17 protein-coding genes are annotated in these 21,723 nt (G+C 62.9%); 10 read left to right on the forward strand and 7 right to left on the reverse strand.

Going from position 1 to position 21,723, the window contains the following annotated elements; translation table 11 throughout:
• Positions 1-212: 212 nt before the first annotated feature.
• From A0O30_RS11605 to A0O30_RS11625, 5 genes are all read left to right on the forward strand, one after another.
• The gene (locus A0O30_RS11605) at positions 213-992 is read left to right on the forward strand and encodes an ABC transporter substrate-binding protein (RefSeq protein ID WP_105946570.1); all 780 of its coding nucleotides are present in this window, start codon (positions 213-215) and stop codon (positions 990-992) included.
• 63 nt (positions 993-1,055) lie between these two features.
• Complete coding sequence (locus tag A0O30_RS11610) at positions 1,056-1,769, forward strand: ABC transporter permease (RefSeq protein WP_177410272.1); 714 nt, start codon at positions 1,056-1,058, stop codon at positions 1,767-1,769.
• A complete protein-coding gene (locus A0O30_RS11615; RefSeq protein ID WP_105946571.1) occupies positions 1,762-2,472 on the forward strand; it encodes an ABC transporter permease in 711 nt (236 codons plus the stop codon). The genes A0O30_RS11610 and A0O30_RS11615 overlap by 8 nt, the downstream gene beginning before the upstream one ends.
• A 64-nt stretch (positions 2,473-2,536) precedes the next feature.
• Positions 2,537-3,298 carry an ABC transporter ATP-binding protein gene (locus A0O30_RS11620; protein ID WP_105946572.1) on the forward strand — a complete coding sequence of 254 codons (762 nt, stop codon included), beginning with the start codon at positions 2,537-2,539 and terminating at the stop codon, positions 3,296-3,298.
• Positions 3,299-3,308: 10 nt separating this feature from the next.
• Positions 3,309-3,788 carry an Lrp/AsnC family transcriptional regulator gene (locus tag A0O30_RS11625; protein ID WP_105946573.1) on the forward strand — a complete coding sequence of 160 codons (480 nt, stop codon included), beginning with the start codon at positions 3,309-3,311 and terminating at the stop codon, positions 3,786-3,788.
• A 60-nt stretch (positions 3,789-3,848) separates the two neighbouring features.
• Here the strand turns inward: A0O30_RS11625 and A0O30_RS11630 are convergent, their stop codons facing one another.
• Positions 3,849-4,364, reverse strand: coding sequence for a DUF4880 domain-containing protein (locus A0O30_RS11630; protein WP_105946574.1), 516 nt, complete (start codon positions 4,362-4,364; stop codon positions 3,849-3,851).
• Positions 4,365-4,802: 438 nt separating this feature from the next.
• On the reverse strand, positions 4,803-5,114 hold the full coding sequence (locus tag A0O30_RS11635; protein WP_105946575.1) for a DUF6124 family protein: 312 nt from the start codon (positions 5,112-5,114) through the stop codon (positions 4,803-4,805).
• An 87-nt stretch (positions 5,115-5,201) separates the two neighbouring features.
• Here A0O30_RS11635 and A0O30_RS11640 point away from each other — a divergent pair, with 87 nt between their 5' ends.
• Entirely contained in the window at positions 5,202-5,909 is a 708-nt protein-coding gene (locus tag A0O30_RS11640) for a S24 family peptidase (RefSeq protein WP_105946576.1), read from the forward strand.
• 33 nt (positions 5,910-5,942) lie between these two features.
• Here the strand turns inward: A0O30_RS11640 and A0O30_RS11645 are convergent, their stop codons facing one another.
• From A0O30_RS11645 to A0O30_RS11660, 4 genes are read right to left on the reverse strand one after another with little or no spacing between them, the layout of a single operon-like run.
• A complete protein-coding gene (locus A0O30_RS11645) occupies positions 5,943-7,895 on the reverse strand; it encodes an acetyl/propionyl/methylcrotonyl-CoA carboxylase subunit alpha (protein WP_105946577.1) in 1,953 nt (650 codons plus the stop codon).
• Entirely contained in the window at positions 7,892-8,707 is an 816-nt protein-coding gene (locus tag A0O30_RS11650) for a gamma-carboxygeranoyl-CoA hydratase (RefSeq protein WP_105946578.1), read from the reverse strand. Before A0O30_RS11650 ends, A0O30_RS11645 begins: the two co-directional genes overlap by 4 nt.
• A 3-nt stretch (positions 8,708-8,710) precedes the next feature.
• Positions 8,711-10,318, reverse strand: a complete 1,608-nt coding sequence (locus tag A0O30_RS11655) for a carboxyl transferase domain-containing protein (RefSeq protein ID WP_012273265.1) — start codon at positions 10,316-10,318, stop codon at positions 8,711-8,713.
• A 19-nt stretch (positions 10,319-10,337) separates the two neighbouring features.
• Positions 10,338-11,501 (reverse strand): isovaleryl-CoA dehydrogenase, encoded by a 1,164-nt coding sequence (locus tag A0O30_RS11660; protein ID WP_105946579.1) that lies wholly within the window; start codon positions 11,499-11,501, stop codon positions 10,338-10,340.
• Positions 11,502-11,821: 320 nt separating this feature from the next.
• Here A0O30_RS11660 and A0O30_RS11665 point away from each other — a divergent pair, with 320 nt between their 5' ends.
• Positions 11,822-13,504, forward strand: a complete 1,683-nt coding sequence (locus A0O30_RS11665; RefSeq protein WP_105946580.1) for an AMP-binding protein — start codon at positions 11,822-11,824, stop codon at positions 13,502-13,504.
• A 140-nt stretch (positions 13,505-13,644) separates the two neighbouring features.
• Here the strand turns inward: A0O30_RS11665 and A0O30_RS27840 are convergent, their stop codons facing one another.
• Positions 13,645-13,806, reverse strand: coding sequence for a hypothetical protein (locus A0O30_RS27840; RefSeq protein WP_015271006.1), 162 nt, complete (start codon positions 13,804-13,806; stop codon positions 13,645-13,647).
• A 139-nt stretch (positions 13,807-13,945) separates the two neighbouring features.
• Here A0O30_RS27840 and A0O30_RS11670 point away from each other — a divergent pair, with 139 nt between their 5' ends.
• From A0O30_RS11670 to glgB, 3 genes are all read left to right on the forward strand, one after another.
• Positions 13,946-15,964 (forward strand): alpha-1,4-glucan--maltose-1-phosphate maltosyltransferase, encoded by a 2,019-nt coding sequence (locus A0O30_RS11670; RefSeq protein ID WP_105946581.1) that lies wholly within the window; start codon positions 13,946-13,948, stop codon positions 15,962-15,964.
• 172 nt (positions 15,965-16,136) lie between these two features.
• Positions 16,137-19,457: a maltose alpha-D-glucosyltransferase gene (treS, locus tag A0O30_RS11675; RefSeq protein ID WP_105946582.1), complete on the forward strand. Its 3,321-nt coding sequence runs from the start codon at positions 16,137-16,139 to the stop codon at positions 19,455-19,457.
• Positions 19,454-21,664 (forward strand): 1,4-alpha-glucan branching protein GlgB, encoded by a 2,211-nt coding sequence (gene glgB, locus A0O30_RS11680; protein WP_105946583.1) that lies wholly within the window; start codon positions 19,454-19,456, stop codon positions 21,662-21,664. The genes treS and glgB overlap by 4 nt, the downstream gene beginning before the upstream one ends.
• Positions 21,665-21,723: the final 59 nt, after the last annotated feature.

The raw sequence follows: 21,723 nt of genomic DNA on the forward strand, positions 1-21,723 counted from the left end.
GTGCCGGTGCAGTTTTACGACAACAACAGGGAAGGGCGAGAAGGCATTCTGGCTGCGTCCGATAGCGGTTTCATGCGGCTTCGGACGACCTACGAGGCAAAACAAAAACAGGATGCTTCATCATCTCTCGCTCCATGTTCTCTGCCCTGATGAAAAGTGCGGGCCGCCCCTCATCGGCCCGCGATAAATCAAAACTCACTGGGACCCTGCTCATGAAGATCAATTGGTTGACCTTGTCCGCAATGATGCTCGCGCTATCCTCCGGCGCTGCGTACGCCAAGGACTGGAAGGAAATTCGTTTTGGTGTGAACCCGGCCTATCCGCCGTTCGAATCCACCGCCCCTGATGGTTCCCTGCAAGGTTTCGATATCGACCTGGGCAATGCCATATGCGCTGAACTCAAGGTCAAGTGCACCTGGGTGACCAACGATTTCGATGGCCTGATCCCGTCACTGAAGGCCCGCAAGATCGATGCCGTGCTGTCCTCCATGACGGTGACCGAACCCCGCAAGAAACAGGTCGACTTCTCTGATCGGCTCTTCTCCGGCCCGACTTCCATCGTGACGCGCAAAGGCTCCGGTCTGGAGCCCACTGCCGAATCGCTCAAGGGCAAGACCGTAGGCTTCCAGCAGGGCACCATTCAGGAAGCCTATGCCAAGGCGAAACTGGCGCCAGGAGGCGTTCGGATAAAGGCCTACCAGAACCAGGATCAGGTGTACTCGGACTTGGTGTCTGGCCGGTTGGACGCCTCGATCCAGGACATGCTCGAAGCAGAACTGGGCTTCCTCAAGTCTGCGCATGGCGCCGACTTCCAGAGCAGCAAGGGCATCAGTGACCCTATGGTGCCTTCCGATATCGCCATCGGTATCCGCAAGGGCGACGATGAATTGAAAGGCCTGCTCGACAAGGCCATTGCACAGATGCATGCCAGTGGCACCTACCAGGAGATCCAGCGCAAGCACTTCGGCGACCTGGACCTCTACAACAACTGACGATCTCGTCATCCGCGCGGTTGCTTGCGGCAGCTGCGCGGTGTTTTCAATCAGGTAGGTATCGTGAACGATCTCTTTCCATCTCTGTCGTTGCAGGGTTTCGGGCCGTTGCTGCTGCACGGCACTTGGGTCACCCTGAAGCTTTCTTTACTCTCGCTGGCGCTGAGCATTGGTATCGGCTTGCTGGGTGCGGTGGCGAAGCTGTCACCCCTGTCGATCTTGCGGGTTCCGGCAACCCTCTATACGACGCTGATCCGTGGTATTCCCGATCTGGTGCTGATGCTGTTGATCTTCTATAGCCTGCAGGGCTGGCTGAGCAGCCTGACCGATGTCATGGGTTGGGAACACATTGACGTCGACCCCTTCGCTGCTGGCGTCGTCACGCTCGGGTTCATCTATGGTGCGTACTTCGCCGAGACATTCCGAGGCGCGATCCTTTCGGTACCACGGAGCCAGGTAGAGGCGGCCACGGCTTATGGCCTGGGACGTACCCAGCGCTTCGTTCAGGTGGTCTTTCCGCAGATGATGCGCTTCGCCTTGCCGAGCCTGGGCAATAACTGGCTCGTTTTGCTCAAGGCTACTGCGCTGGTGTCGATCATCGGCCTGGCTGATGTCGTCAAGGTGGCCCAGGATGCCGGCAAGGCCACGTTCAACATGCTCTATTTTCTGGTCCTGGCTGCGCTGCTGTACCTGCTCATCACCAGTTTTTCCAATATCGTCCTGCGCCGGTTGGAAGCGCGATACAACCTTGGGGTGAGAGGGCACGATCATGCTTGAACTGATTCAGGAGTACTGGAGACCCTTCCTTTACAGCGATGGGTACAACATGACCGGGCTCGCCATGACGCTCTGGTTGCTGTGTTTTTCCCTGGCCTTGGGCTTCGTGCTGTCGATTCCGCTGGCTATCGCTCGCACGTCTCATTGCCGAGTGGTGCGTTGGCCAGTGCAGTTCTTTACCTATCTGTTCCGCGGCACGCCGCTCTACATCCAGTTGCTGATCATTTACACCGGCCTGTACGGAGTCGCAGCCGTACGCGAGCAGCCGGTGCTGAATGCGTTCTTGCGCGATGCAGTGAATTGCACATTACTGGCTTTCACACTCAACACGTGTGCCTACACGGTGGAGATCTTTGCCGGGGCCATCCGCAGCATTCCCCATGGAGAAATCGAGGCGGCGCGCGCCTATGGGCTCAAGGGCTGGCGGCTCTACACGCAGCTCATCGTGCCTTCGGCGCTGCGCAGGGCATTGCCGTATTACAGCAATGAAGTGATTCTCATGCTGCATGCGACCTCGGTGGCCTTCACGGCAACTATCCCGGACATTCTGAAGGTCGCCCGTGACGCCAATGCAGCAACCTTCCTGACTTTCCAGTCTTTTGGACTCGCCGCGCTGATGTACCTGGGCCTGACCTTCGCTTTCGTCGGCCTGTTTCGGCTGGCTGAACGGCGCTGGCTGGCCTTTCTCGGCACCCCTCATTAAGTCCCCGGATCTTGATTCGCAATGAAAATGCTGCGTCGAAGTAACGCAGCCATTGGAGAGCCTTATGTACAAGCTGACAGTAGAAGCACTGCACAAGCGATATGGCGACAACGAAGTCCTTAAAGGCGTGTCGCTGAATGCCCGCCAAGGGGACGTGGTGAGCATGATCGGTGCAAGTGGCTCGGGCAAAAGTACCATGCTGCGTTGTATCAATTTCCTTGAGCAGCCGGATGCCGGTGCCATCATCCTTGATGGTGAGGCCATACGCATGCGCGGGCCTGCGGGGGCCATGCGTCCGGCGTGCGGCAAGCAGTTGCAGACATTGCGCACACGGTTGGCCATGGTGTTCCAGCATTTCAACCTGTGGAGCCACCTGAGCGTGCTGGACAACATTACGCTGGCGCCCGTTCGCGTCCTCGGCGTCAGTCGAAAGGAGGCGCAGGAGCGCGCCCGGTCGTATCTGGACAAAGTGGGCTTGCCATCGCGCGTCGCCGACCAGTACCCGGCCTTCCTCTCCGGGGGCCAGCAACAACGGGTGGCGATAGCCCGTGCGTTGGCGATGGAGCCAGAAGTCATGCTCTTCGACGAGCCAACATCGGCCCTCGACCCTGAGCTGGTGGGTGAGGTGCTGAAGGTTATCCAGTCGCTGGCGGAAGAGGGCAGAACGATGCTGATGGTTACCCACGAGATGGAGTTCGCCCGCCGCGTTTCCAGCCAGGTGCTGTTCCTGCACCAAGGCAAGGTGGAGGAGCAAGGTGGTTCAGAGATACTCGACAAACCGCAGAGCGGGCGCTTGCAGCAATTTCTTTCTGGTCGGCTGAAGTGAGCCGCTGGAAATGATCGAGAGCAGCGAATCATCCCTCGCTCTGGACCGTATTGACCAAGCCATTCTGGAAGTGCTGCGCCATGAAGGGCGCATCACCTACCAAAAGCTCTCCGAGCGCGTACACCTCACGCCACGCCCCTGCCTGGAGCGGGTGCGCAAGCTGGAGCGCATGGGCGTCATCCGTGGCTATTCGGCCGTGATCGATCAGCGCAAGCTGACACCCGGTTTGTCACTGCTGGTGCTCGTGGCGCTGTCCAATCAGAGTGGTCGGGCTGCGCAGAAAGCCTTCGAGGCCAAGGTGCAGAATTGCCCGCAGGTGCTGGAATGCCACTTGGTCAGCGGCGCGTTCGACTACAGCTTGCGCATGCGTTGCCGTGATATGGAACACTACCGGGTGTTGACTGAAACCTGGTTCGACGATGCGGAGCTGCATATCGACAAGCTGGTCAGTCACCCCGAGTTGGCCGTCGTGAAGACGGTCAAGGAATAGCCTCGGGAGAGCGTGCAAGGTACGCCGACTGCTGACGGCGTACCGTTCCATCGGCGCTGATCAGGCCCACAACCCAAACAGCACCAACGCAACGACACCAAGCCCGACCGCAACCGAACAACCGCCCAGCGACAACGCCGCCCGGCCTTGCCGGTACCAGCCGTCGTGGCCAAGCTGCCGAGCCGGTGCCAGCAGGCTGCGCCAGCGCAGCTCCGTCTCGTGAAACGCCTGCAAGTTTGCCGTATCCGCATCCAGCCAGCGGCGGAAGTCGATCCGCTCGCACGCCGTTACCTGAGGGCTTTGCAAGCGCACATACCATTGCCCGGCAACACTTGCCAGTACGTCCCGGCGCGAGCGGCCGGCCTGCAACGCCTGGTCCATGTGCCGCTCGATACTGGCCAATGGCAGGTCGAGGCGGGCGGCGATGCTGGCGAAGTCCAGTTGATCGAGGCGGTTGAGCAGGAACACTTGCTGTACGCGCCGGGGCAGCCGCTTCAGGGCATGCAGCAGGGCGTGGTCGGCATCGTGTTCGGCAACCGGGCCTGGGTGCTCAAGGGGCAGTAGCAGACGGGTCATGGACAGCTCCTTGCTTTACAAAGGGGGAGGGGATGGGGGCATCTTCCTTGATGCGTGATCAGCGTAGACGAAACGAGATTGATTCTCAACTGCTGATTCCGCAAAGTTTTGTAATGAGCGTTCACGCCCTGAAACACCTTTGCTATCATGCGCGCCATCACGATCTTCATTAGCCTGAAGAGCCAAAAAAAAGACCCGGCAAAAAGCCGGGTCAAAAACCGTGATTAGCCTGATGAGGAGATAATCTGAGAGCGACCTAAGCTCCAGGTTATCCAGCGGATCTCGCGATCAGCTGAGTGCAATAATAATCGTTATCATTTGCCAGTCAAATGAATTTTCGTCCTTTCGGTAAAAAAGTTTTACCGATGCGCTTCCTTGTCCCGGCAATCGGGGCCTTTGCCGTTACGCGGCTATCACGTTTTCTCCCTTCTTTCTTGCCTATAAACCCGGATCTGCGGTGCGTTTGTGCTCCAGCAGTGCGCGGGCCATGTCCATCATGTGCATCAGGGCGAAGGTCAGCTCGCGCTGGCTGCCGTGCTGGTGGGTGGCTGTTTCCTGGGCGGTGGCTGCAGCGCAGCGCAGCAGGGCGATGGCGTGCTCCTGGGCTTGGTCGCCGGTTACACCCTCGTGCAAGGTCCAGATCTTGTTGTCCAGCGTGGGGCGTGGCGGGTTGGGGTTGAGGTAGTAGTCGAGCGCGCGACGGGCTGCTTCGCTGTCGAGATCTGTTTCGTCGTTTTTCGATGGTTTCATCCTGATACCTGCTAGAGCCAGTAAGTAAAGGGTGAACCCGATACTAATACCTAGAGTATTTTTATGCGTTGAGATAAATAATACTGAATGTTTATTGAGCGCCTGAAGGCAGTCCGTATCGTGCCAGCGATGAATATGGATAAATGGATTGCCCTCGTCCGCGACCGGATGGAGGAGCTAGGGCTCACCCAGGAGCAGCTTGCCGAGCGCGTTGGTGTGTCTCAAGGCAGTGTGGGGCATTGGGTGAACAAGCGGCGTCAGCCGAAGATCGAGTCGATGAACCGCACGTTTGTCGAGATTGGCATGCCCCATTACAACGTCAGTCTGCAGCTGCGCATTCAGGGCCAGGTTGGCGAGGAGCGTGGCGCCTACGGGGTGGATGATGCCGAGGACGACCTGGACCTCATGCAGTACATCGTGTGTTTCCGCTACCCGGTCAAGGACTGGAGTGAGTTGGGTGCTACAGATGCTGAGGAGCCCAGCGTGTTCGAACAGACGGATTACCTGGCCCAAGGCAAAGCATTCTGGCTGACAGTTGAGAACGACGCGATGAGCACCGTCAGTGGTCGCAGTGTGCCACAGGGCATGCGGATGCTGGTTGATCCTGGGGTGGAGGTTGAGGCGGGGCGTTTGGTTATCGCTCGTCAGCCGGGCAAACCCGCGATTTTTCGCGAGTTGGCTGAGGACGGCGGGCAGCGGTACCTGAAGGCCCTCAATAACAACTACCCGACGCTGCTCTGTGAAGAAGGTTGCGAGTTTCTCGGAGTGGTCGTGCGAGTGCACGGTGCCTTCTAGCATGAAGGGGCTGCAAAGCAGCCCCCACTGACCTCACTCTGTCAGCTCGACCAGCACCGTCCCTTCGCTGACCATATCCCCTTCCTGGCAGAACAACGCGTTCACCGTCCCGCCATGCGGCGCACGAATGCTGTGCTCCATCTTCATGGCTTCCAGCACCACCAGCGCGGCACCTGCTTCCACCACTTGCCCCGGCTCGACCAGTACCCGCACGATGCTGCCGTTCATGGGCGCGCCCAAGCCGCCCTGATGGCTGTGGCTGGCCTCGGCTTCGGCAATCGGGTCGAAGGCCTCGATGGCGTGCATCTCGCCATCCCAGTGCAGGTAAAGCGTGCCACCCCGGCGGATCGCCAGGTGCTGGCGGCGCACACCGGCCTGGTCATGCACCAGCTGTTCGCCCACCAGCTGGTAGGTGGACGTAGCGCTGCGCTCCAGGGCAACCGCCTGGTCCTGGCCACTGCTTACTAAATGCAGGCTGGTGCGTGCCGGCAGGCCCAAGCGCAAGCCGTTGCGCTCACCCCACGGCGAACGGCGGTCGTCATCACGCTGATGCCCGGCCTGGCCTTGCAGCCAGGCTTCGGCTGCGGCTTCCCAGAAGCTGGCCGGCAGTGCGTTTGGCGCTGGTAGCAACACCTCCTGGTGACGCGGAATGAAGCCGGTATCCAACTCAGCCTCAGCAAATGCCGGGTGGGCCAGAATGCGGCGCAGGAAGGCGATGTTGGTTTTCAGCCCGCCAATGGCGAACTCGTCGAGCATGGCCAGCAAGCGCAGGCGTGCCTGTTCGCGGTCTTCGCCCCAGGCGATCAGCTTGCCCAGCATCGGGTCGTAGAACGGCGACACCACGTCACCTTCACTGACCCCACTGTCCACCCGCCGGCCTTCACCCGGCGCCGACTCACGGTACAGCGCCAGCTTGCCTGTTGCCGGCAGGAATTCGTTGGCCGGGTCCTCGGCATACAAGCGCACTTCGATGGCATGACCGATCAGCGGCACTTGTTCCTGGGTAATCGGCAACGCCTCACCGCAGGCCACGCGAATCTGCCAGGCCACCAGGTCCAGGCCGGTGATGGCCTCGGTGACCGGGTGTTCCACCTGCAGGCGGGTGTTCATCTCCATGAAGAAGAACTCACCGCGTGCGTCGAGCAGAAACTCTACGGTACCGGCCCCTACATAGCCGATGGCCTGGGCTGCGCGTACTGCCGCCTCACCCATGGCCCGGCGCAGTTCAGGTGACAGGCCGGGAGCAGGGGCTTCTTCGACTACTTTCTGGTGGCGGCGCTGAATGGAGCAGTCGCGTTCGTTGAGGTACAGGCAATTGCCGTGCTGGTCGGCGAACACCTGGATCTCTACGTGGCGCGGCTTGAGCACGTACTTTTCAACCAGCATGCGCGCGTCACCGAACGACGACTGGGCTTCACGCTGGGCCGAAGCCAGGGCGTCGGCCAGCTGGCTTTCTTCCTCGACCACTTTCATGCCCTTGCCGCCGCCGCCGGCACTGGCCTTGAGCAGCACCGGGTAGCCGATGCGTTCGGCAGCGGCGCGGAAGGTGTCCAGGTCCTGCGCTTCACCGTGGTAGCCCGGCACCAGCGGCACCCCGGCAGCCTCCATCAGCGCCTTGGCTGCCGACTTGCTGCCCATGGCATCGATGGCGCTGGCCGGTGGGCCGAGGAAGATCAGCCCGGCCTGTTCGATGGCGCGTGCGAAGCCTGCGTTCTCGGACAGGAAGCCATAGCCCGGGTGGATGGCCTGGGCGCCACTGGCCTTGGCGGCGGCCAGCAGTTTGTCGACCAGCAGGTAGCTTTCGGCGGCCTTGGTGCCGCCCAGGTCAACGCGGATATCCGCTTCGCGGCTGTGCCGGGCGTCACGGTCGGTGGCGCTGTGCACGGCGACGGTGGTCAGGCCCATGGCCTTGGCGGTACGCATTACCCGGCAGGCGATTTCGCCGCGGTTGGCGACCAGCAGGGTGGTCAAAACGGGGCGGCTCATGGGCGCGGCTCCTTCTTGTCATCGGTTTGCCAGGCGGGGCGGCGTTTTTCCAGGAAGGCGCGCAGGCCTTCCTGGCCTTCGGCGCTGACGCGGATGCGGGCGATGGTGTTCTCGCAGTAGCGCCGCAGGGCCGGGCTGAGTTCGCCGTCGTCCACTTCGCGCAGCAGGTCCTTGGTGGCGCGCAACGCCTGCGGGCTGTTCTGCAGCAGGTTGGTTACCCAGGCTTCGACCTGAGCGTCCAGTTCGCTGGCCGGATACACCTCCGCCAACAAGCCCAGTTCGCGGGCCCGCACGCCACTGAAACGCTCGGCAGTGAGGGCATAGCGGCGCGCGGCGCGCTCACCGATCGCCTTGACCACGAACGGGCTGATCACTGCCGGGGCCAGGCCGATGCGTACTTCCGACAGGCACAGCTGGGCGTCTTCGGCGCCAATGGCCATGTCGCAGCAACTGATCAGGCCCAGCGCGCCGCCAAAGGCTGCACCTTGCACCACGGCCAGGGTAGGGGCCTTGAGGCGGTGCAGGGCGTACATCAGTTCGCCCAGTTCGTGGGCATCATCCAGGTTGGTGTTGAAATCCAGCTGCGCCGATTGCTGCATCCAGGCCAGGTCGGCGCCGGCGCTGAAGTGCCGGCCACGGCCGCGCAGCAGCACGAAGCGCAGGCTGGCGTCTTCGGCCAACTGGTCGATGGCCACGATCAGCTCGCGGATCATCTGCGCATTGAAGGCGTTGTTCTTGTCCTCGCGGCTCAGCCACAGGGTGGCGAAACCGCGTGGGTCGCGGATCACTTCGAGGGTGCTGAAATCGCTCATGGGTCACATCCGGAAAATGCCGAAGCGGCTCTGTTCGATCGGCGCGTTCAGCGCGGCAGACAACGCCAGGCCAAGCACGTCGCGGGTTTGTGCCGGGTCGATGACGCCGTCGTCCCACAGGCGGGCGCTGGAGTAGTAAGGGTGGCCCTGGTGCTCGTACTGGTCGAGGATCGGCTGCTTGAGCCTGGCCTCGTCCTCGGCACTGAACGGCTGGCCGCTACGCTCACTTTGCTCGCGCTTGACCTGGGCCAGCACGCCTGCGGCCTGTTCGGCGCCCATCACGCCAATGCGTGCATTGGGCCACATCCACAGGAAGCGCGGGTCGTAGGCGCGGCCGCACATGCCATAGTTGCCGGCGCCGAAGCTGCCGCCGATGATGACCGTGAACTTGGGCACTTGGGCGCAGGCCACGGCGGTCACCAACTTGGCACCGTGCTTGGCGATGCCGCCTTCTTCGTACTTCTTGCCGACCATGAAGCCGGTGATGTTCTGCAGGAACAGCAGCGGGATGCCGCGCTGGCAGGCCAGTTCGATGAAGTGCGCGCCTTTTTGCGCGGCTTCGGCGAACAGGATGCCGTTGTTGGCCAAAATCGCCACCGGGTAGCCATGCAGGTGGGCGAAGCCGCACACCAGGGTGGTGCCGAACAGCGCCTTGAACTCATCGAACACCGAGCCATCGACCAGCCGGGCGATCACCTCACGTACATCGAACGGTTGCTTGGCGTCGGCCGGCACCACGCCATACAGCTCGTCGGCCGCATACAGCGGCGCCACAGGTGCCAGGCGCTGCAGCTTGCCCAGTTTGTGCCAGTTAAGGTTGGCCACGCTGCGCCGGGCGATCGCCAGGGCGTGTTCGTCGTTGTCGGCATAGTGGTCGGCCACGCCGCTGGTGCGGCAATGCACATCGGCGCCGCCGAGGTCTTCGGCGCTGACCACCTCACCGGTGGCGGCTTTTACCAGCGGCGGGCCGGCGAGGAAGATAGTTGCCTGTTGGCGCACCATGATCGCTTCGTCGGCCATGGCCGGCACATACGCACCGCCAGCGGTGCACGAACCCATCACCACGGCGATCTGCGGGATGCCCTGCGCGCTCATGTTGGCCTGGTTGAAGAAGATCCGCCCGAAGTGTTCGCGGTCCGGGAATACTTCGTCCTGGCGTGGCAGGTTGGCGCCGCCCGAGTCCACCAGGTAAATGCACGGCAGGCGGTTTTGCAGGGCAATGGTCTGCGCGCGCAGGTGCTTTTTCACCGTCAGCGGGTAGTACGAACCGCCTTTGACCGTGGCGTCGTTGGCCACGATCATGCATTCCACGCCTTCGACGCGGCCGATACCCGCAATCACGCCCGCAGCCGGCACGTCTTCGCCGTACACCTCATGGGCGGCCAACTGGCCGATTTCGAGGAACGGCGAGCCTGGGTCCAGCAGGCGGTCGATACGCTCGCGTGGCAGCAATTTGCCGCGTGAAGTGTGCCGCTCCTGGGCTTTGGGCCCGCCGCCCTGGGCCACCTGGGCAAGCAGGCCGCGCAGGGCCTGGACCTGTTCAAGCATGGCCGCGCTGTTGCCGGCGAATTCCGCCGAACGCGGGTTGATCTGGGTGTGCAAGGTAGCCATGTGCGCCCGTCCTTTATGTTCAGCGGGTTTCGTTGAACAGTTCGCGGCCAATCAGCATCCGGCGGATTTCGCTGGTGCCGGCACCGATCTCGTACAACTTGGCATCGCGCAGCAGGCGCCCAGCCGGGAACTCGTTGATGTAGCCGTTGCCACCGAGAATCTGGATCGCCTCCAGGGCCATTTGCGTGGCGCGTTCGGCGGTGTAAAGGATGACCCCGGCGGCGTCCTTGCGGGTGGTCTCGCCACGGTCGCAGGCCTGGGCGACGGCATACAGGTAGGCACGGCTGGCGTTGAGCTGGGTGTACATGTCGGCGATCTTGCCCTGGATCAGCTGGAACTCGCCGATGCTCTGGCCGAACTGCTTGCGGTCATGAATGTAGGGGACCACCAGGTCCATGCAGCTTTGCATGATGCCGGTCGGGCCGCCGGACAGCACCACGCGCTCGTAGTCCAGGCCGCTCATCAGCACGCGCACGCCGCCGTTGAGCTGGCCGAGAATGTTCTCTTGCGGCACTTCCACGCCGTCGAAGAACAGCTCGCAGGTGTTGGAACCGCGCATGCCCAGTTTGTCGAACTTGTTGCTGCGGCTGAAACCTTTCCAGTCACGCTCGACGATGAAGGCGGTGATGCCGTGCGGGCCTTTGTCCAGGTCGGTCTTGGCATAGATCACGTAGGTGTTGGCGTCGGGGCCGTTGGTGATCCAGGTCTTGCTGCCGTTGAGCACGTAGTGGTCGCCGCGCTTTTCGGCGCGCAGCTTCATCGACACCACGTCGGAGCCGGCGTTGGGCTCGCTCATGGCCAACGCGCCGATGTGCTCGCCGCTGATCAGCTTGGGCAGGTACTTGAGCTTCTGCTCATGGGTGCCGTTGCGGTTGATCTGGTTGACGCACAGGTTGGAGTGGGCGCCGTACGACAGTGCTACCGAGGCCGAGCCACGGCTGATTTCTTCCATCGACACCACGTGGGCCAGGTAGCCCAGGCCGGCGCCGCCGTACTCTTCTGGTACGGTGATGCCCAGCAGGCCCATGTCGCCGAACTTGCGCCACATGTCGGCGGGGAACAGGTTGTCGTGGTCGATTTGCGCGGCGCGCGGGGCCAGTTCGGTCGCGACAAAAGCGCGGACCTGGTCGCGGAGCATGTCGATGGTTTCGCCCAGGGCGAAGTTCAGGGAGGGGTAATGCATGCTGGGGCACCTTCTTGTTCTTGAAATTGGGTTACACCGTAGCTCAAGGCCTTTAAACCGGCCCTGTGGGAGCGGGTTCACCTGCGAATGGGTCAGCAGGGTCACCGTCATTGCCTGACTGATCGCATTCGCGGGTGAACCCGCTCCCACAGGGCCGGTGTCATGCCAACAAACCCGGTGTTGTTGATCACCTTTACGTTAACGTAAACCTGCATGCGATCACTGTCAATCTGCTCGTCACCTTTACGTAAACGTAAATCTGCGCCAGAGTATTCCCGCTGCTTCAGCCGTGCCCAGAACAACCACAAGAAGGGACACTCATGAGTCAACCGAGCTATACCCGCGGTCGCCAGGACCAAGCCTTGCTGACCCAGACCATCGGCCAGGCCTTCGATGCCACGGTGGCCCGCTGTACTGACAGCGAGGCGCTGGTGTCGCGTCATCAGGGCTTGCGCTACAGCTGGCGACAGCTGGCCGAGCAGGTCGATACCCATGCCCGCGCCCTGATGGCCCTGGGCGTCAACACCGGGGACCGGGTCGGCATCTGGTCACCCAACTGCGCGCAGTGGTGCATCCTGCAACTGGCCAGCGCCAAGGTCGGCGCCATTCTCGTCAACATCAACCCCGCCTACCGCGTGGGCGAACTGGAGTACGTGTTGCGCCAGTCCGGCTGCCGCTGGCTGGTGTGCGCCGATGCCTTCAAGACCTCCGATTATCACGCCATGGTCCAGGAACTGGCGCCGGAACTGGCCAGTGCCACGCCAGGCGAACTGGCCTGCGAATGCCTGCCCGAGTTGCACGGGGTCATCAGCCTGGCGGCCAACCCGCCTGCCGGCTTCCTGCCTTGGCAAGCGCTGGCTGAATGGGCAGGGCAGACCTCGACAGAGGCCTACACCGCTCGTCAGCAAAGCCTGCAGTTCGACCAGCCGGTGAACATCCAGTACACCTCCGGCACCACTGGCGCGCCCAAGGGCGCCACGCTCAGCCACTACAACATCCTCAACAACGGCTTCATGGTCGGCGAAAGCCTGGGCCTGACCGAGCACGACCGCATGGTGATCCCGGTGCCGCTGTACCATTGCTTCGGCATGGTCATGGCCAACCTCGGTTGCATCACCCACGGCAGCACCATGATCTACCCCAACGACGCCTTCGACGCCGAACTCACCCTGCGCGCCGTGGCCGAGGAGCGTGCCAGCATCCTGTACGGCGTGCCGACCATGTTCATCGCCATGCTCGACCACCCTTTGCGTGCGCAAATGGACCTGTCGACCCTGCGCAGCGGCATCATGGCCGGTGCCACTTGCCCGATCGAAGTCATGCGCCGGGTCATCGACCAGATGCACATGGCCGAAGTGCAAATTGCCTACGGCATGACCGAAACCAGCCCGGTATCGCTGCAAACCGGCCCCGACGATGAGTTGGAGCTGCGCGTGACCACCGTCGGCCGCACCCAGCCGCAGCTGGAGAACAAACTGGTGGATGCCGACGGCTGCATCGTCCCGCGCGGTGAGATCGGCGAACTGTGCACCCGTGGTTACAGCGTGATGCTGGGTTACTGGAACAACCCCCAGGCCACGGCGGACGCCATCGACCCGGCGGGGTGGATGCACTCGGGCGACCTGGCGGTGATGGACGAACACGGGTACGTGCGTATCGTCGGGCGTAACAAAGACATGATCATTCGTGGCGGTGAGAACATTTACCCGCGTGAGCTGGAAGAGTTCTTCTACACCCACCCGGCGGTGGCCGATGCGCAGGTGATCGGCATTCCGTGCAGCCGATACGGCGAAGAGATTGTGGCCTGGATCAAGCTGCATCCGGGGCACAGCGCCACAGTGGAAGAATTGCAGGGCTGGTGCAAGGCACGCATTGCGCACTTCAAGGTGCCGCGGCATATCCGTTTCGTTGACGAATACCCGATGACGGTGACGGGCAAGGTGCAGAAGTTCCGCATGCGGGAGATCAGTGTGGCGGAGATTTCGGCTGTAACTGCGCAGTGATGTGTTGGCTCTACTGGCCTCTTCGCGGGTAAACCCGCTCCTACAGGTACAGCGCCAACCGTAAATGCGGCGCTGTACCTGTAGGAGCGGGTTTACCCGCGAAAGGGCCATACCTGCCAGTGCAAAAACCTGGTCTACCCTTAGGCTTTCACCGGTGGCTCCTGGCTCGGCGGGTCGCCCACCGTCGGTGGCACAGTCGGCTTGATCGGCAGTTCGTCCGGCTCTTCTTCCGGCACGGGCGGCGGCAAGCTGGGGTCGTCGATGTTGGGATCGGGGGTTTCCGGTGGAATGGGAATGTTCATGGCCTGACCTCGCGTGGGTGAATGAAGAGGTGCTGCAGGCTTCGACTTCGCGCAGCTGCCGTTCGCTCAATTTTTTTGAACCCCACGCCTGTGCCCGGCTCTGAACCCTTACCGCCACCAGCCTGAGGGAGCAAGGTCGATGTCACGTAACGAGCCCTTTGAAAGCGTGCCCATGGCGAACGATCACCCGGACCAGGCCATCGGCCTGTCCCAGGCGCTGCTGGCGCCGCGTATCGTGATCGAAGACACCCAACCCGTGCTCGAAGCCGGCACCTTCGCTGCCAAGGCCATCAGCGGCCAGCCGGTGGCGGTCAGCAGTAACGTCTATTGCGATGGCCACGACCGCCTGGCGGTGATGCTCAGCTGGCGGCAGGCCAACAGCCGCCGCTGGCATTGCGTGCCCATGCACTCACCGGGCAACGACCTTTGGCTGGCCGAATTCACCCCCACCGAGCTGGGCCCACACCTGTTCAGCATCGAAGCCTGGGTCGACCCCTTCGCCACCTATTGCCACGACCTGGAGAAAAAGTACCACGCCGGTGTCGAGGTAACGCTGGAGCTGGAAGAGGGCCGGTTGATGCTGGGCAAAGGCATCGACCTGTGCAAAGGCGCCCTGCGTGAGGAGCTACAGGCCACGCAGCAGCGCCTGGCTACACTCGGCACCGACGACCAGGTAGCGCTGTTTCTCGACCCGGCCACCGCACGCCTGATGAGTGAGGCCGAACACCGCAGCTACCTGGCCCGCAGCCGTGAATTCCCCGTTGATGTCGACCGCCCGGCAGCCCAGTTTGCCAGCTGGTACGAGCTGTTCCCACGCTCGATCACTGACGACCCCAAGCGCCACGGCACGTTCAACGATGTGCATGAACGCCTGCCGATGATCCGCGACATGGGCTTCGACGTGCTGTACTTCCCGCCCATCCACCCCATTGGCATGCAACACCGCAAAGGCCGCAACAATGCACTCACGGCCCAGCCGGGCGACCCGGGCAGCCCTTACGCCATCGGCAGCGCCGAAGGTGGCCACGATGCGATCCACCCGCAACTGGGCAGCCGCGACGACTTCCGCCGCTTGGTGGCTGCGGCTGCCGGGCATGGCCTGGAAATCGCCCTCGACTTCGCCATCCAGTGCTCCCAGGACCACCCCTGGCTCAAGGAGCACCCGGGCTGGTTCAGCTGGCGCCCGGACGGCACCATCCGCTATGCCGAGAACCCGCCGAAAAAGTACCAGGACATCGTCAACGTCGACTTCTACGCCCCCGACGCAGTGCCGAGCCTGTGGCTGGCCCTGCGCGATGTGATCATCGGCTGGGTGGAGGAGGGCGTAAAAACCTTCCGCGTCGACAACCCGCACACCAAACCGCTGCCGTTCTGGCAATGGCTGATTGCCGACGTGCGCGCCCGGCACCCGGACGTGATCTTCCTCGCCGAGGCATTCACCCGGCCGGCCATGATGGCGCGGCTGGGCAAGGTCGGCTATGCGCAGAGCTATACCTATTTCACCTGGCGTAACACCAAACAGGAGCTGCGCGAGTTCTACGAGCAGCTCAACCAGCCGCCGTGGAGCCAGTGCTACCGGCCCAACTTTTTCGTCAACACGCCGGATATCAACCCGTACTTCCTGCATACCTCCGGCCGTGCCGGCTTCCTCATCCGCGCCGCACTGGCCACCATGGGCTCGGGCCTGTGGGGCATGTATTCGGGGTTTGAACTGTGCGAAGGCACGCCGCTGCCGGGCAAGGAGGAGTACCTGGATTCGGAGAAATACGAAATCCGCCCACGGGACTTCACCCAGCCTGGCAACATCATTGCCGAGATCGCCCAGCTCAACCGCATCCGCCGCCAGAACCGCGCCTTGCAGACCCACCTGGGCGTGGCGTTCTTCAACTGCTGGAACGACAACATCCTGTACTTCGCCAAACGCACGCCCGAGCGCGACAACTACATCCTGGTGGCAATCAGCCTCGACCCGCACAACGCCCAGGAGGCGCATTTCGAGCTGCCGCTGTGGGAGCTGGGCCTGGACGACAACGCCGAAACCCATGGCGAAGACCTGATGAACGGCCACCGCTGGTCGTGGTATGGCAAGACCCAGTTCATGCGCATCGAGCCCTGGCATCAGCCATTCGGTATCTGGCGTATCGAAAAGGCCCGCTAGGGCTTTGAACCATGGGGCCGCTTTGCGGCCCATCGCCGGCAAGCCAGCTCCCACTGGGATAGCGCGATGCTGAAGATCTACGCCGTACTTGTGGGAGCTGGCTTGCCGGCGATGGGCTGCGCAGCAGCCCCAAAACCAGGCAACACGGACCTGTAGAAGAAAGGAGTCCCCCATGGCCAAGCGTTCCCGCCCGGCAGCCTTCATCGACGACCCGCTGTGGTACAAGGACGCCGTCATCTACCAGCTGCACATCAAGTCGTTCTTCGATTCGAACAACGACGGCATCGGCGACTTCGCCGGCCTGATCAGCAAGCTCGACTACATCGCCGAGCTGGGCGTCAACACCCTGTGGCTGCTGCCGTTCTACCCCTCGCCACGGCGCGACGACGGTTACGACATCGCCGAATACAAGGCCGTGCACCCTGATTACGGCAGCCTGGCAGACGCCCGCCGCTTCATCGCCGAAGCCCACAAGCGCGGCCTGCGCGTCATCACCGAGTTGGTCATCAACCACACCAGCGACCAGCACCCGTGGTTCCAGCGTGCCCGCCATGCCAAGCGCGGCAGCAAGGCGCGCGATTTCTATGTGTGGTCCGACGATGACCAGAAGTACGACGGCACGCGCATCATCTTTCTCGACACCGAAAAGTCCAACTGGACCTGGGACCCGGTCGCCGGCCAGTACTTCTGGCACCGCTTCTATTCGCACCAGCCCGACCTCAATTTCGACAATCCGCAGGTGCTCAAGGCGGTGATCGATGTCATGCATTTCTGGCTAGACCTGGGCGTCGATGGCCTGCGCCTGGATGCCATCCCCTACCTGATCGAACGCGACGGCACCAACAACGAAAACCTCGCCGAAACCCATGATGTCCTAAAGGCCATTCGCGCCGAGATTGACGCCAACTACCCCGACCGCATGCTGCTGGCCGAGGCCAACCAGTGGCCCGAGGACACCCGCCCGTACTTCGGCGAAGGCGAAGGCGACGAGTGCCACATGGCCTTCCATTTCCCGCTGATGCCGCGCATGTACATGGCCCTGGCCATGGAAGACCGCTTCCCGATCACCGACATCCTGCGCCAGACGCCGGAAATCCCCGCCAACTGCCAATGGGCGATCTTCCTGCGCAACCACGATGAGCTGACCCTGGAAATGGTCACCGACCGCGAGCGCGACTACCTGTGGAACTACTACGCCGAAGACCGCCGCGCCCGCATCAACTTAGGGATCCGCCGGCGCCTGGCGCCACTGCTGCAGCGTGACCGCCGGCGTATCGAGCTGCTCACCAGCCTGCTGCTGTCGATGCCCGGCACACCGACCTTGTACTACGGCGACGAACTGGGCATGGGTGACAACATCTACCTGGGTGATCGCGATGGGGTGCGCACGCCCATGCAATGGTCGCCAGACCGCAACGGCGGCTTCTCCCGCGCCGACCCGCAGCGCCTGGTGCTGCCGCCAATCATGGACCCGCTGTACGGCTACCAGACCGTCAACGTCGAAGCCCAGAGCCACGACCCGCATTCGCTGCTGAACTGGACGCGGCGCATGCTGGCGGTGCGCAAGCAGCAAAAGGCCTTTGGCCGCGGCAGCTTGCGCACGCTCACGCCCAGCAACCGGCGCATCCTCGCCTATATCCGCGAGTACACCGATGCCGATGGCAACACCGAGGTGATCCTGTGCGTGGCCAACGTTTCCCGTGCCGCTCAGGCCGCCGAACTGGAATTGTCACACTACGCCGACAAAGTACCGGTAGAGATGCTCGGCGGCAGCGCCTTCCCGCCGATTGGCCAGTTGCCGTTCCTGCTCACCTTGCCACCCTATGCCTTCTACTGGTTCCTGCTGGCCCCCCACGACCGCATGCCCAGTTGGCACGTACAGGCCACCGAGGGGTTACCCGAATTGACCACGCTAGTGCTGCGCAAACGCCTGGAAGAACTGCTGGAAGCACCGTCAAGCGACACCCTGCAAAACAGCATCCTGCCGCAATACTTGCCAAAACGGCGCTGGTTCGCCGGCAAGGAAGGGCCAATCGACGCAGTCAGGCTGTGCTATGGCGTACGCTTCGGCACCGCCACCACGCCGGTTCTGCTCAGCGAAATCGAAGTGCTCAGCGACGGCACGGCCAATCGGTATCAACTGCCGTTCGGCCTGTTGCGCGAAGAGGACATCAACACCGCGCTGCCGCAGCAACTGGCCCTGTCGCGGGTGCGTCGCGCCCATCAGGTCGGCCTGATCACCGATGCCTTCGTCCTCGAACCCTTCATCCGCGCCGTGCTGCGTGCCTGCCAGGAGGGCATGCGCCTGCCGTGTGGCAACGGCGAGGGTGAGCTGCGCTTCGAAAGCACGGAGCCGTTGGCAGGCCTGGCGTTGAACGACGAAAGTGCAGTGCGCTACCTCAGCGCCGAACAGTCCAACAGCTCGGTGGTGATCGGCGACCGGGTGGTGCTCAAGCTGATCCGCCGGGTCAACCCGGGTATCCACCCCGAACTTGAAATGAGTGCCTACCTCACCGCTGCCGGCTTTGCCAATATCTCGCCGTTGCTGGCCTGGGTCAGCCGGGTGGACGAACAACATGCGCCCCATTTGCTGATGATTGCCCAGGGCTACCTGAACAACCAGGGCGATGCCTGGGCCTGGACCCAGAACACCCTGGAGCGGGCCATCCGCGACCAGATGGAGCCCACCGCCAATGAGGCCGAGCCGCACACCGACGCGTTGGCCGAACTCAGCGGCTTCGCAGCCTTGCTTGGCCAGCGCCTGGGTGAAATGCACCTGCTGCTGGCCGCCCCCACCGACGATGAGGCGTTCCGCCCGCGCCCCAGTAATGCCTGCGACAGCCAGCACTGGGCCACGCAGATCAGCGCCGAGCTGACCCGTGCCCTCGACTTGCTGGCCCAGCACCGCGACAACCTCGACAGTGACAGCCAGGCCTTGGTCAACGACCTGCAGCAACAACGCGACGGCCTGGCCCAACACGTCAGCCAGCTGGCCGGGCAGGCCCAGGGTGGCCTGCTGATGCGCGTGCACGGTGACCTCCACCTGGGCCAGGTGCTGGTGGTGCAGGGCGACGCCTACCTGATCGATTTTGAAGGCGAACCGTCCCGCCCACTGCAAGAGCGCCGGGCAAAACACAGCCCTTACAAGGATGTGAGCGGCGTGTTGCGATCCTTCGACTATGCTGCTGCCATGATCCTGCGCAGCGCGTCTGCGGTCGACCTTTCCGGCCCGGCGCGGCAGGCTCGTCAGCGGGTTGCCCGGCAGTACCTGCATCAGTCGCGCCACGCCTTCGTCGAAGCCTATGGCCTGGCCACCGCCGCCTTGCCCCATGCCTGGCAACAGGCCGAGGGCGAGCGCGCCGCACTGGAACTGTTCTGCCTGGAAAAAGCCGCCTACGAGATCACCTACGAAGCCGAAAACCGTCCGAGCTGGCTGGCCGTGCCTTTGCATGGCCTGCATGGACTGATCAGTACCTGGGGAGAGTCAGAATGAACGTTACAACGCGTGAAAACGGTGGCCTTCGGCAACGGGACCTCGACGCCCTGGCCCGCGCCGAACACGCCGATCCCTTTGCGGTACTCGGCCCCCATGGCGACGGCGCAGGCGGGCAGGTGGTTCGCGCCTTTCTGCCCAATGCCCTGAATGTGCGCATCCTGGCGCGGCATGACGGGCGCGTGCTTGCCGAAATGGAGCAGGGTAGCCTGCCCGGGTTGTTCAGCGCGCACCTTGATGAGGCACAGCCGTACCTGTTGCACATCGGCTGGGCCGGCGGCGAGCAAGTCACTGAAGACCCTTACAGCTTTGGCCCGCAACTGGGCGACATGGACCTGTACCTGTTCGCCGAGGGCAACCACCGCGACTTGTCCGGGCGTTTCGGCGCCCAGCCGATCCAGGTCGATGGCATCGACGGCGTGTGCTTCTCGGTGTGGGCACCCAACGCCCGGCGGGTGTCGGTGGTGGGCGACTTCAACAACTGGGATGGCCGCCGCCACCCCATGCGCTTGCGCCACAGTGCCGGGGTGTGGGAGCTGTTCGTGCCGCGCCTGGGCGTAGGTGAAACCTACAAGTTCGAGGTGCTGGGCAAAGAGGGGATTCTGCCGCTGAAGGCAGACCCGCTGGCCCGCGCCACCGAATTGCCGCCGAGCACCGCGTCCAAGGTCGCCAACGCACTCAGCCATGACTGGCAGGACCACGACTGGATGGCACAGCGCGCGCAGCGCCATGCCTACAACGCGCCGCTGTCGATCTACGAGCTGCACCCCGGGTCGTGGCGCTGCGAGCTGGATGAAACGGGCGAAGTCGGGCGCTATTACAACTGGCGCGAACTGGCCGAGCGCCTGGTGCCTTACGTGCAGCAACTGGGCTTCACCCACATCGAACTGCTGCCGATCATGGAGCACCCGTTCGGCGGCTCCTGGGGCTACCAGCCGCTGTCGATGTTCGCGCCTACTTCTCGCTACGGCAGTGCCGAGGACTTCGCCGCCTTCGTCGACGCCTGCCACCAGGGCGGCATTGGCGTGCTGCTGGACTGGGTGCCCGCGCATTTCCCCACCGATGAACACGGCCTGGCGCGTTTCGACGGCACCGCCCTGTACGAATACGACAACCCCCTGGAAGGCTACCACCAGGACTGGAACACCCTGATCTACAACCTGGGCCGCAACGAAGTGCGCGGCTTCATGATGGCCTCGGCCCTGCACTGGTTGAAGCACTTCCACATCGACGGCCTGCGGGTCGATGCGGTGGCTTCCATGCTGTACCGCGACTACTCGCGCAAGGCCGGCGAGTGGGTGCCCAACCGCCACGGCGGGCGTGAAAACCTGGAAGCCATCGACTTCATCCGGCACCTCAACGGCGTGGCGGCCCACGAGGCCCCGGGCGCGCTCATCATCGCCGAGGAATCCACCGCCTGGCCTGGTGTCAGCCAGCCGACCCAGCAAGGCGGGCTCGGTTTTGCCTACAAGTGGAACATGGGCTGGATGCACGACACCCTGCATTACATCCAGAACGACCCGGTGCACCGCACCTACCACCACAACGAGATGAGCTTCGGGCTGATCTATGCCTACTCCGAACACTTCATCCTGCCCATCTCCCATGACGAAGTGGTGCATGGCAAGCATTCGCTGATCGACAAGATGCCCGGCGACCGCTGGCAGAAGTTCGCCAACCTGCGTGCCTACCTCACCTTCATGTGGGCGCACCCGGGCAAGAAGCTGCTGTTCATGGGCTGCGAGTTCGGCCAGTGGCGTGAGTGGAACCATGACAGCGAACTGGACTGGTACCTGTTGCAGTACCCCGAGCACCAAGGCGTGCAGCGGCTGGTAAGCGATCTCAACCGGCTGTACCGCGAGGTGCCCGCACTGCATGAGCAGGACTGCCAGCCGCAGGGCTTCCAGTGGCTAATCGGTGATGATGCGCAGAACAGCGTGTACGCCTGGCTGCGCTGGAGCAGCAGTGGCGAGCCGGTGCTGGTGGTGGCCAACTTCACCCCGGTGCCGCGTGAGGGGTATCGGATTGGCGTGCCGTTTGGCGAGCGTTGGCAGGAGTTGTTGAACAGTGATGCCGAGCTGTATGCCGGGTCGAATGTGGGCAATCTGGGGGCGGTTGCCAGTGAGGCATTGGCCAGCCATGGGCAGCCGTTGTCGCTAGCCCTCAACTTGCCGCCGCTTGGGGTATTGGTAATGAAGCCGGCTTGATCTGTCGTCTGTACTGGCCCTTTCGCGGGCACGCCCGCTCCCACAGGGACCGCACATGG

Origin of the sequence: Pseudomonas sp. LLC-1 (assembly GCF_002992185.1) — a bacterium.
In the GTDB taxonomy this organism is placed as follows: domain Bacteria; phylum Pseudomonadota; class Gammaproteobacteria; order Pseudomonadales; family Pseudomonadaceae; genus Aquipseudomonas; species Aquipseudomonas monteilii.

What these genes read in the sequence shown, in the direction of transcription:
- A0O30_RS11605 (WP_105946570.1), top strand. Translation starts at nt 213, where the DNA reads ATGAAGATCAATTGGTTGACCTTGTCCGCAATGATGCTCGCGCTATCC.
- A0O30_RS11615 (WP_105946571.1), top strand. Translation starts at nt 1,762, where the DNA reads ATGCTTGAACTGATTCAGGAGTACTGGAGACCCTTCCTTTACAGCGAT.
- A0O30_RS11620 (WP_105946572.1), top strand. Translation starts at nt 2,537, where the DNA reads ATGTACAAGCTGACAGTAGAAGCACTGCACAAGCGATATGGCGACAAC.
- A0O30_RS11625 (WP_105946573.1), top strand. Translation starts at nt 3,309, where the DNA reads ATGATCGAGAGCAGCGAATCATCCCTCGCTCTGGACCGTATTGACCAA.
- A0O30_RS11630 (WP_105946574.1), bottom strand. Translation starts at nt 4,364, where the DNA reads ATGACCCGTCTGCTACTGCCCCTTGAGCACCCAGGCCCGGTTGCCGAA.
- A0O30_RS11635 (WP_105946575.1), bottom strand. Translation starts at nt 5,114, where the DNA reads ATGAAACCATCGAAAAACGACGAAACAGATCTCGACAGCGAAGCAGCC.
- A0O30_RS11640 (WP_105946576.1), top strand. Translation starts at nt 5,202, where the DNA reads ATGTTTATTGAGCGCCTGAAGGCAGTCCGTATCGTGCCAGCGATGAAT.
- A0O30_RS11645 (WP_105946577.1), bottom strand. Translation starts at nt 7,895, where the DNA reads ATGAGCCGCCCCGTTTTGACCACCCTGCTGGTCGCCAACCGCGGCGAA.
- A0O30_RS11650 (WP_105946578.1), bottom strand. Translation starts at nt 8,707, where the DNA reads ATGAGCGATTTCAGCACCCTCGAAGTGATCCGCGACCCACGCGGTTTC.
- A0O30_RS11655 (WP_012273265.1), bottom strand. Translation starts at nt 10,318, where the DNA reads ATGGCTACCTTGCACACCCAGATCAACCCGCGTTCGGCGGAATTCGCC.
- A0O30_RS11660 (WP_105946579.1), bottom strand. Translation starts at nt 11,501, where the DNA reads ATGCATTACCCCTCCCTGAACTTCGCCCTGGGCGAAACCATCGACATG.
- A0O30_RS11665 (WP_105946580.1), top strand. Translation starts at nt 11,822, where the DNA reads ATGAGTCAACCGAGCTATACCCGCGGTCGCCAGGACCAAGCCTTGCTG.
- A0O30_RS27840 (WP_015271006.1), bottom strand. Translation starts at nt 13,806, where the DNA reads ATGAACATTCCCATTCCACCGGAAACCCCCGATCCCAACATCGACGAC.
- A0O30_RS11670 (WP_105946581.1), top strand. Translation starts at nt 13,946, where the DNA reads ATGTCACGTAACGAGCCCTTTGAAAGCGTGCCCATGGCGAACGATCAC.
- treS (WP_105946582.1), top strand. Translation starts at nt 16,137, where the DNA reads ATGGCCAAGCGTTCCCGCCCGGCAGCCTTCATCGACGACCCGCTGTGG.
- glgB (WP_105946583.1), top strand. Translation starts at nt 19,454, where the DNA reads ATGAACGTTACAACGCGTGAAAACGGTGGCCTTCGGCAACGGGACCTC.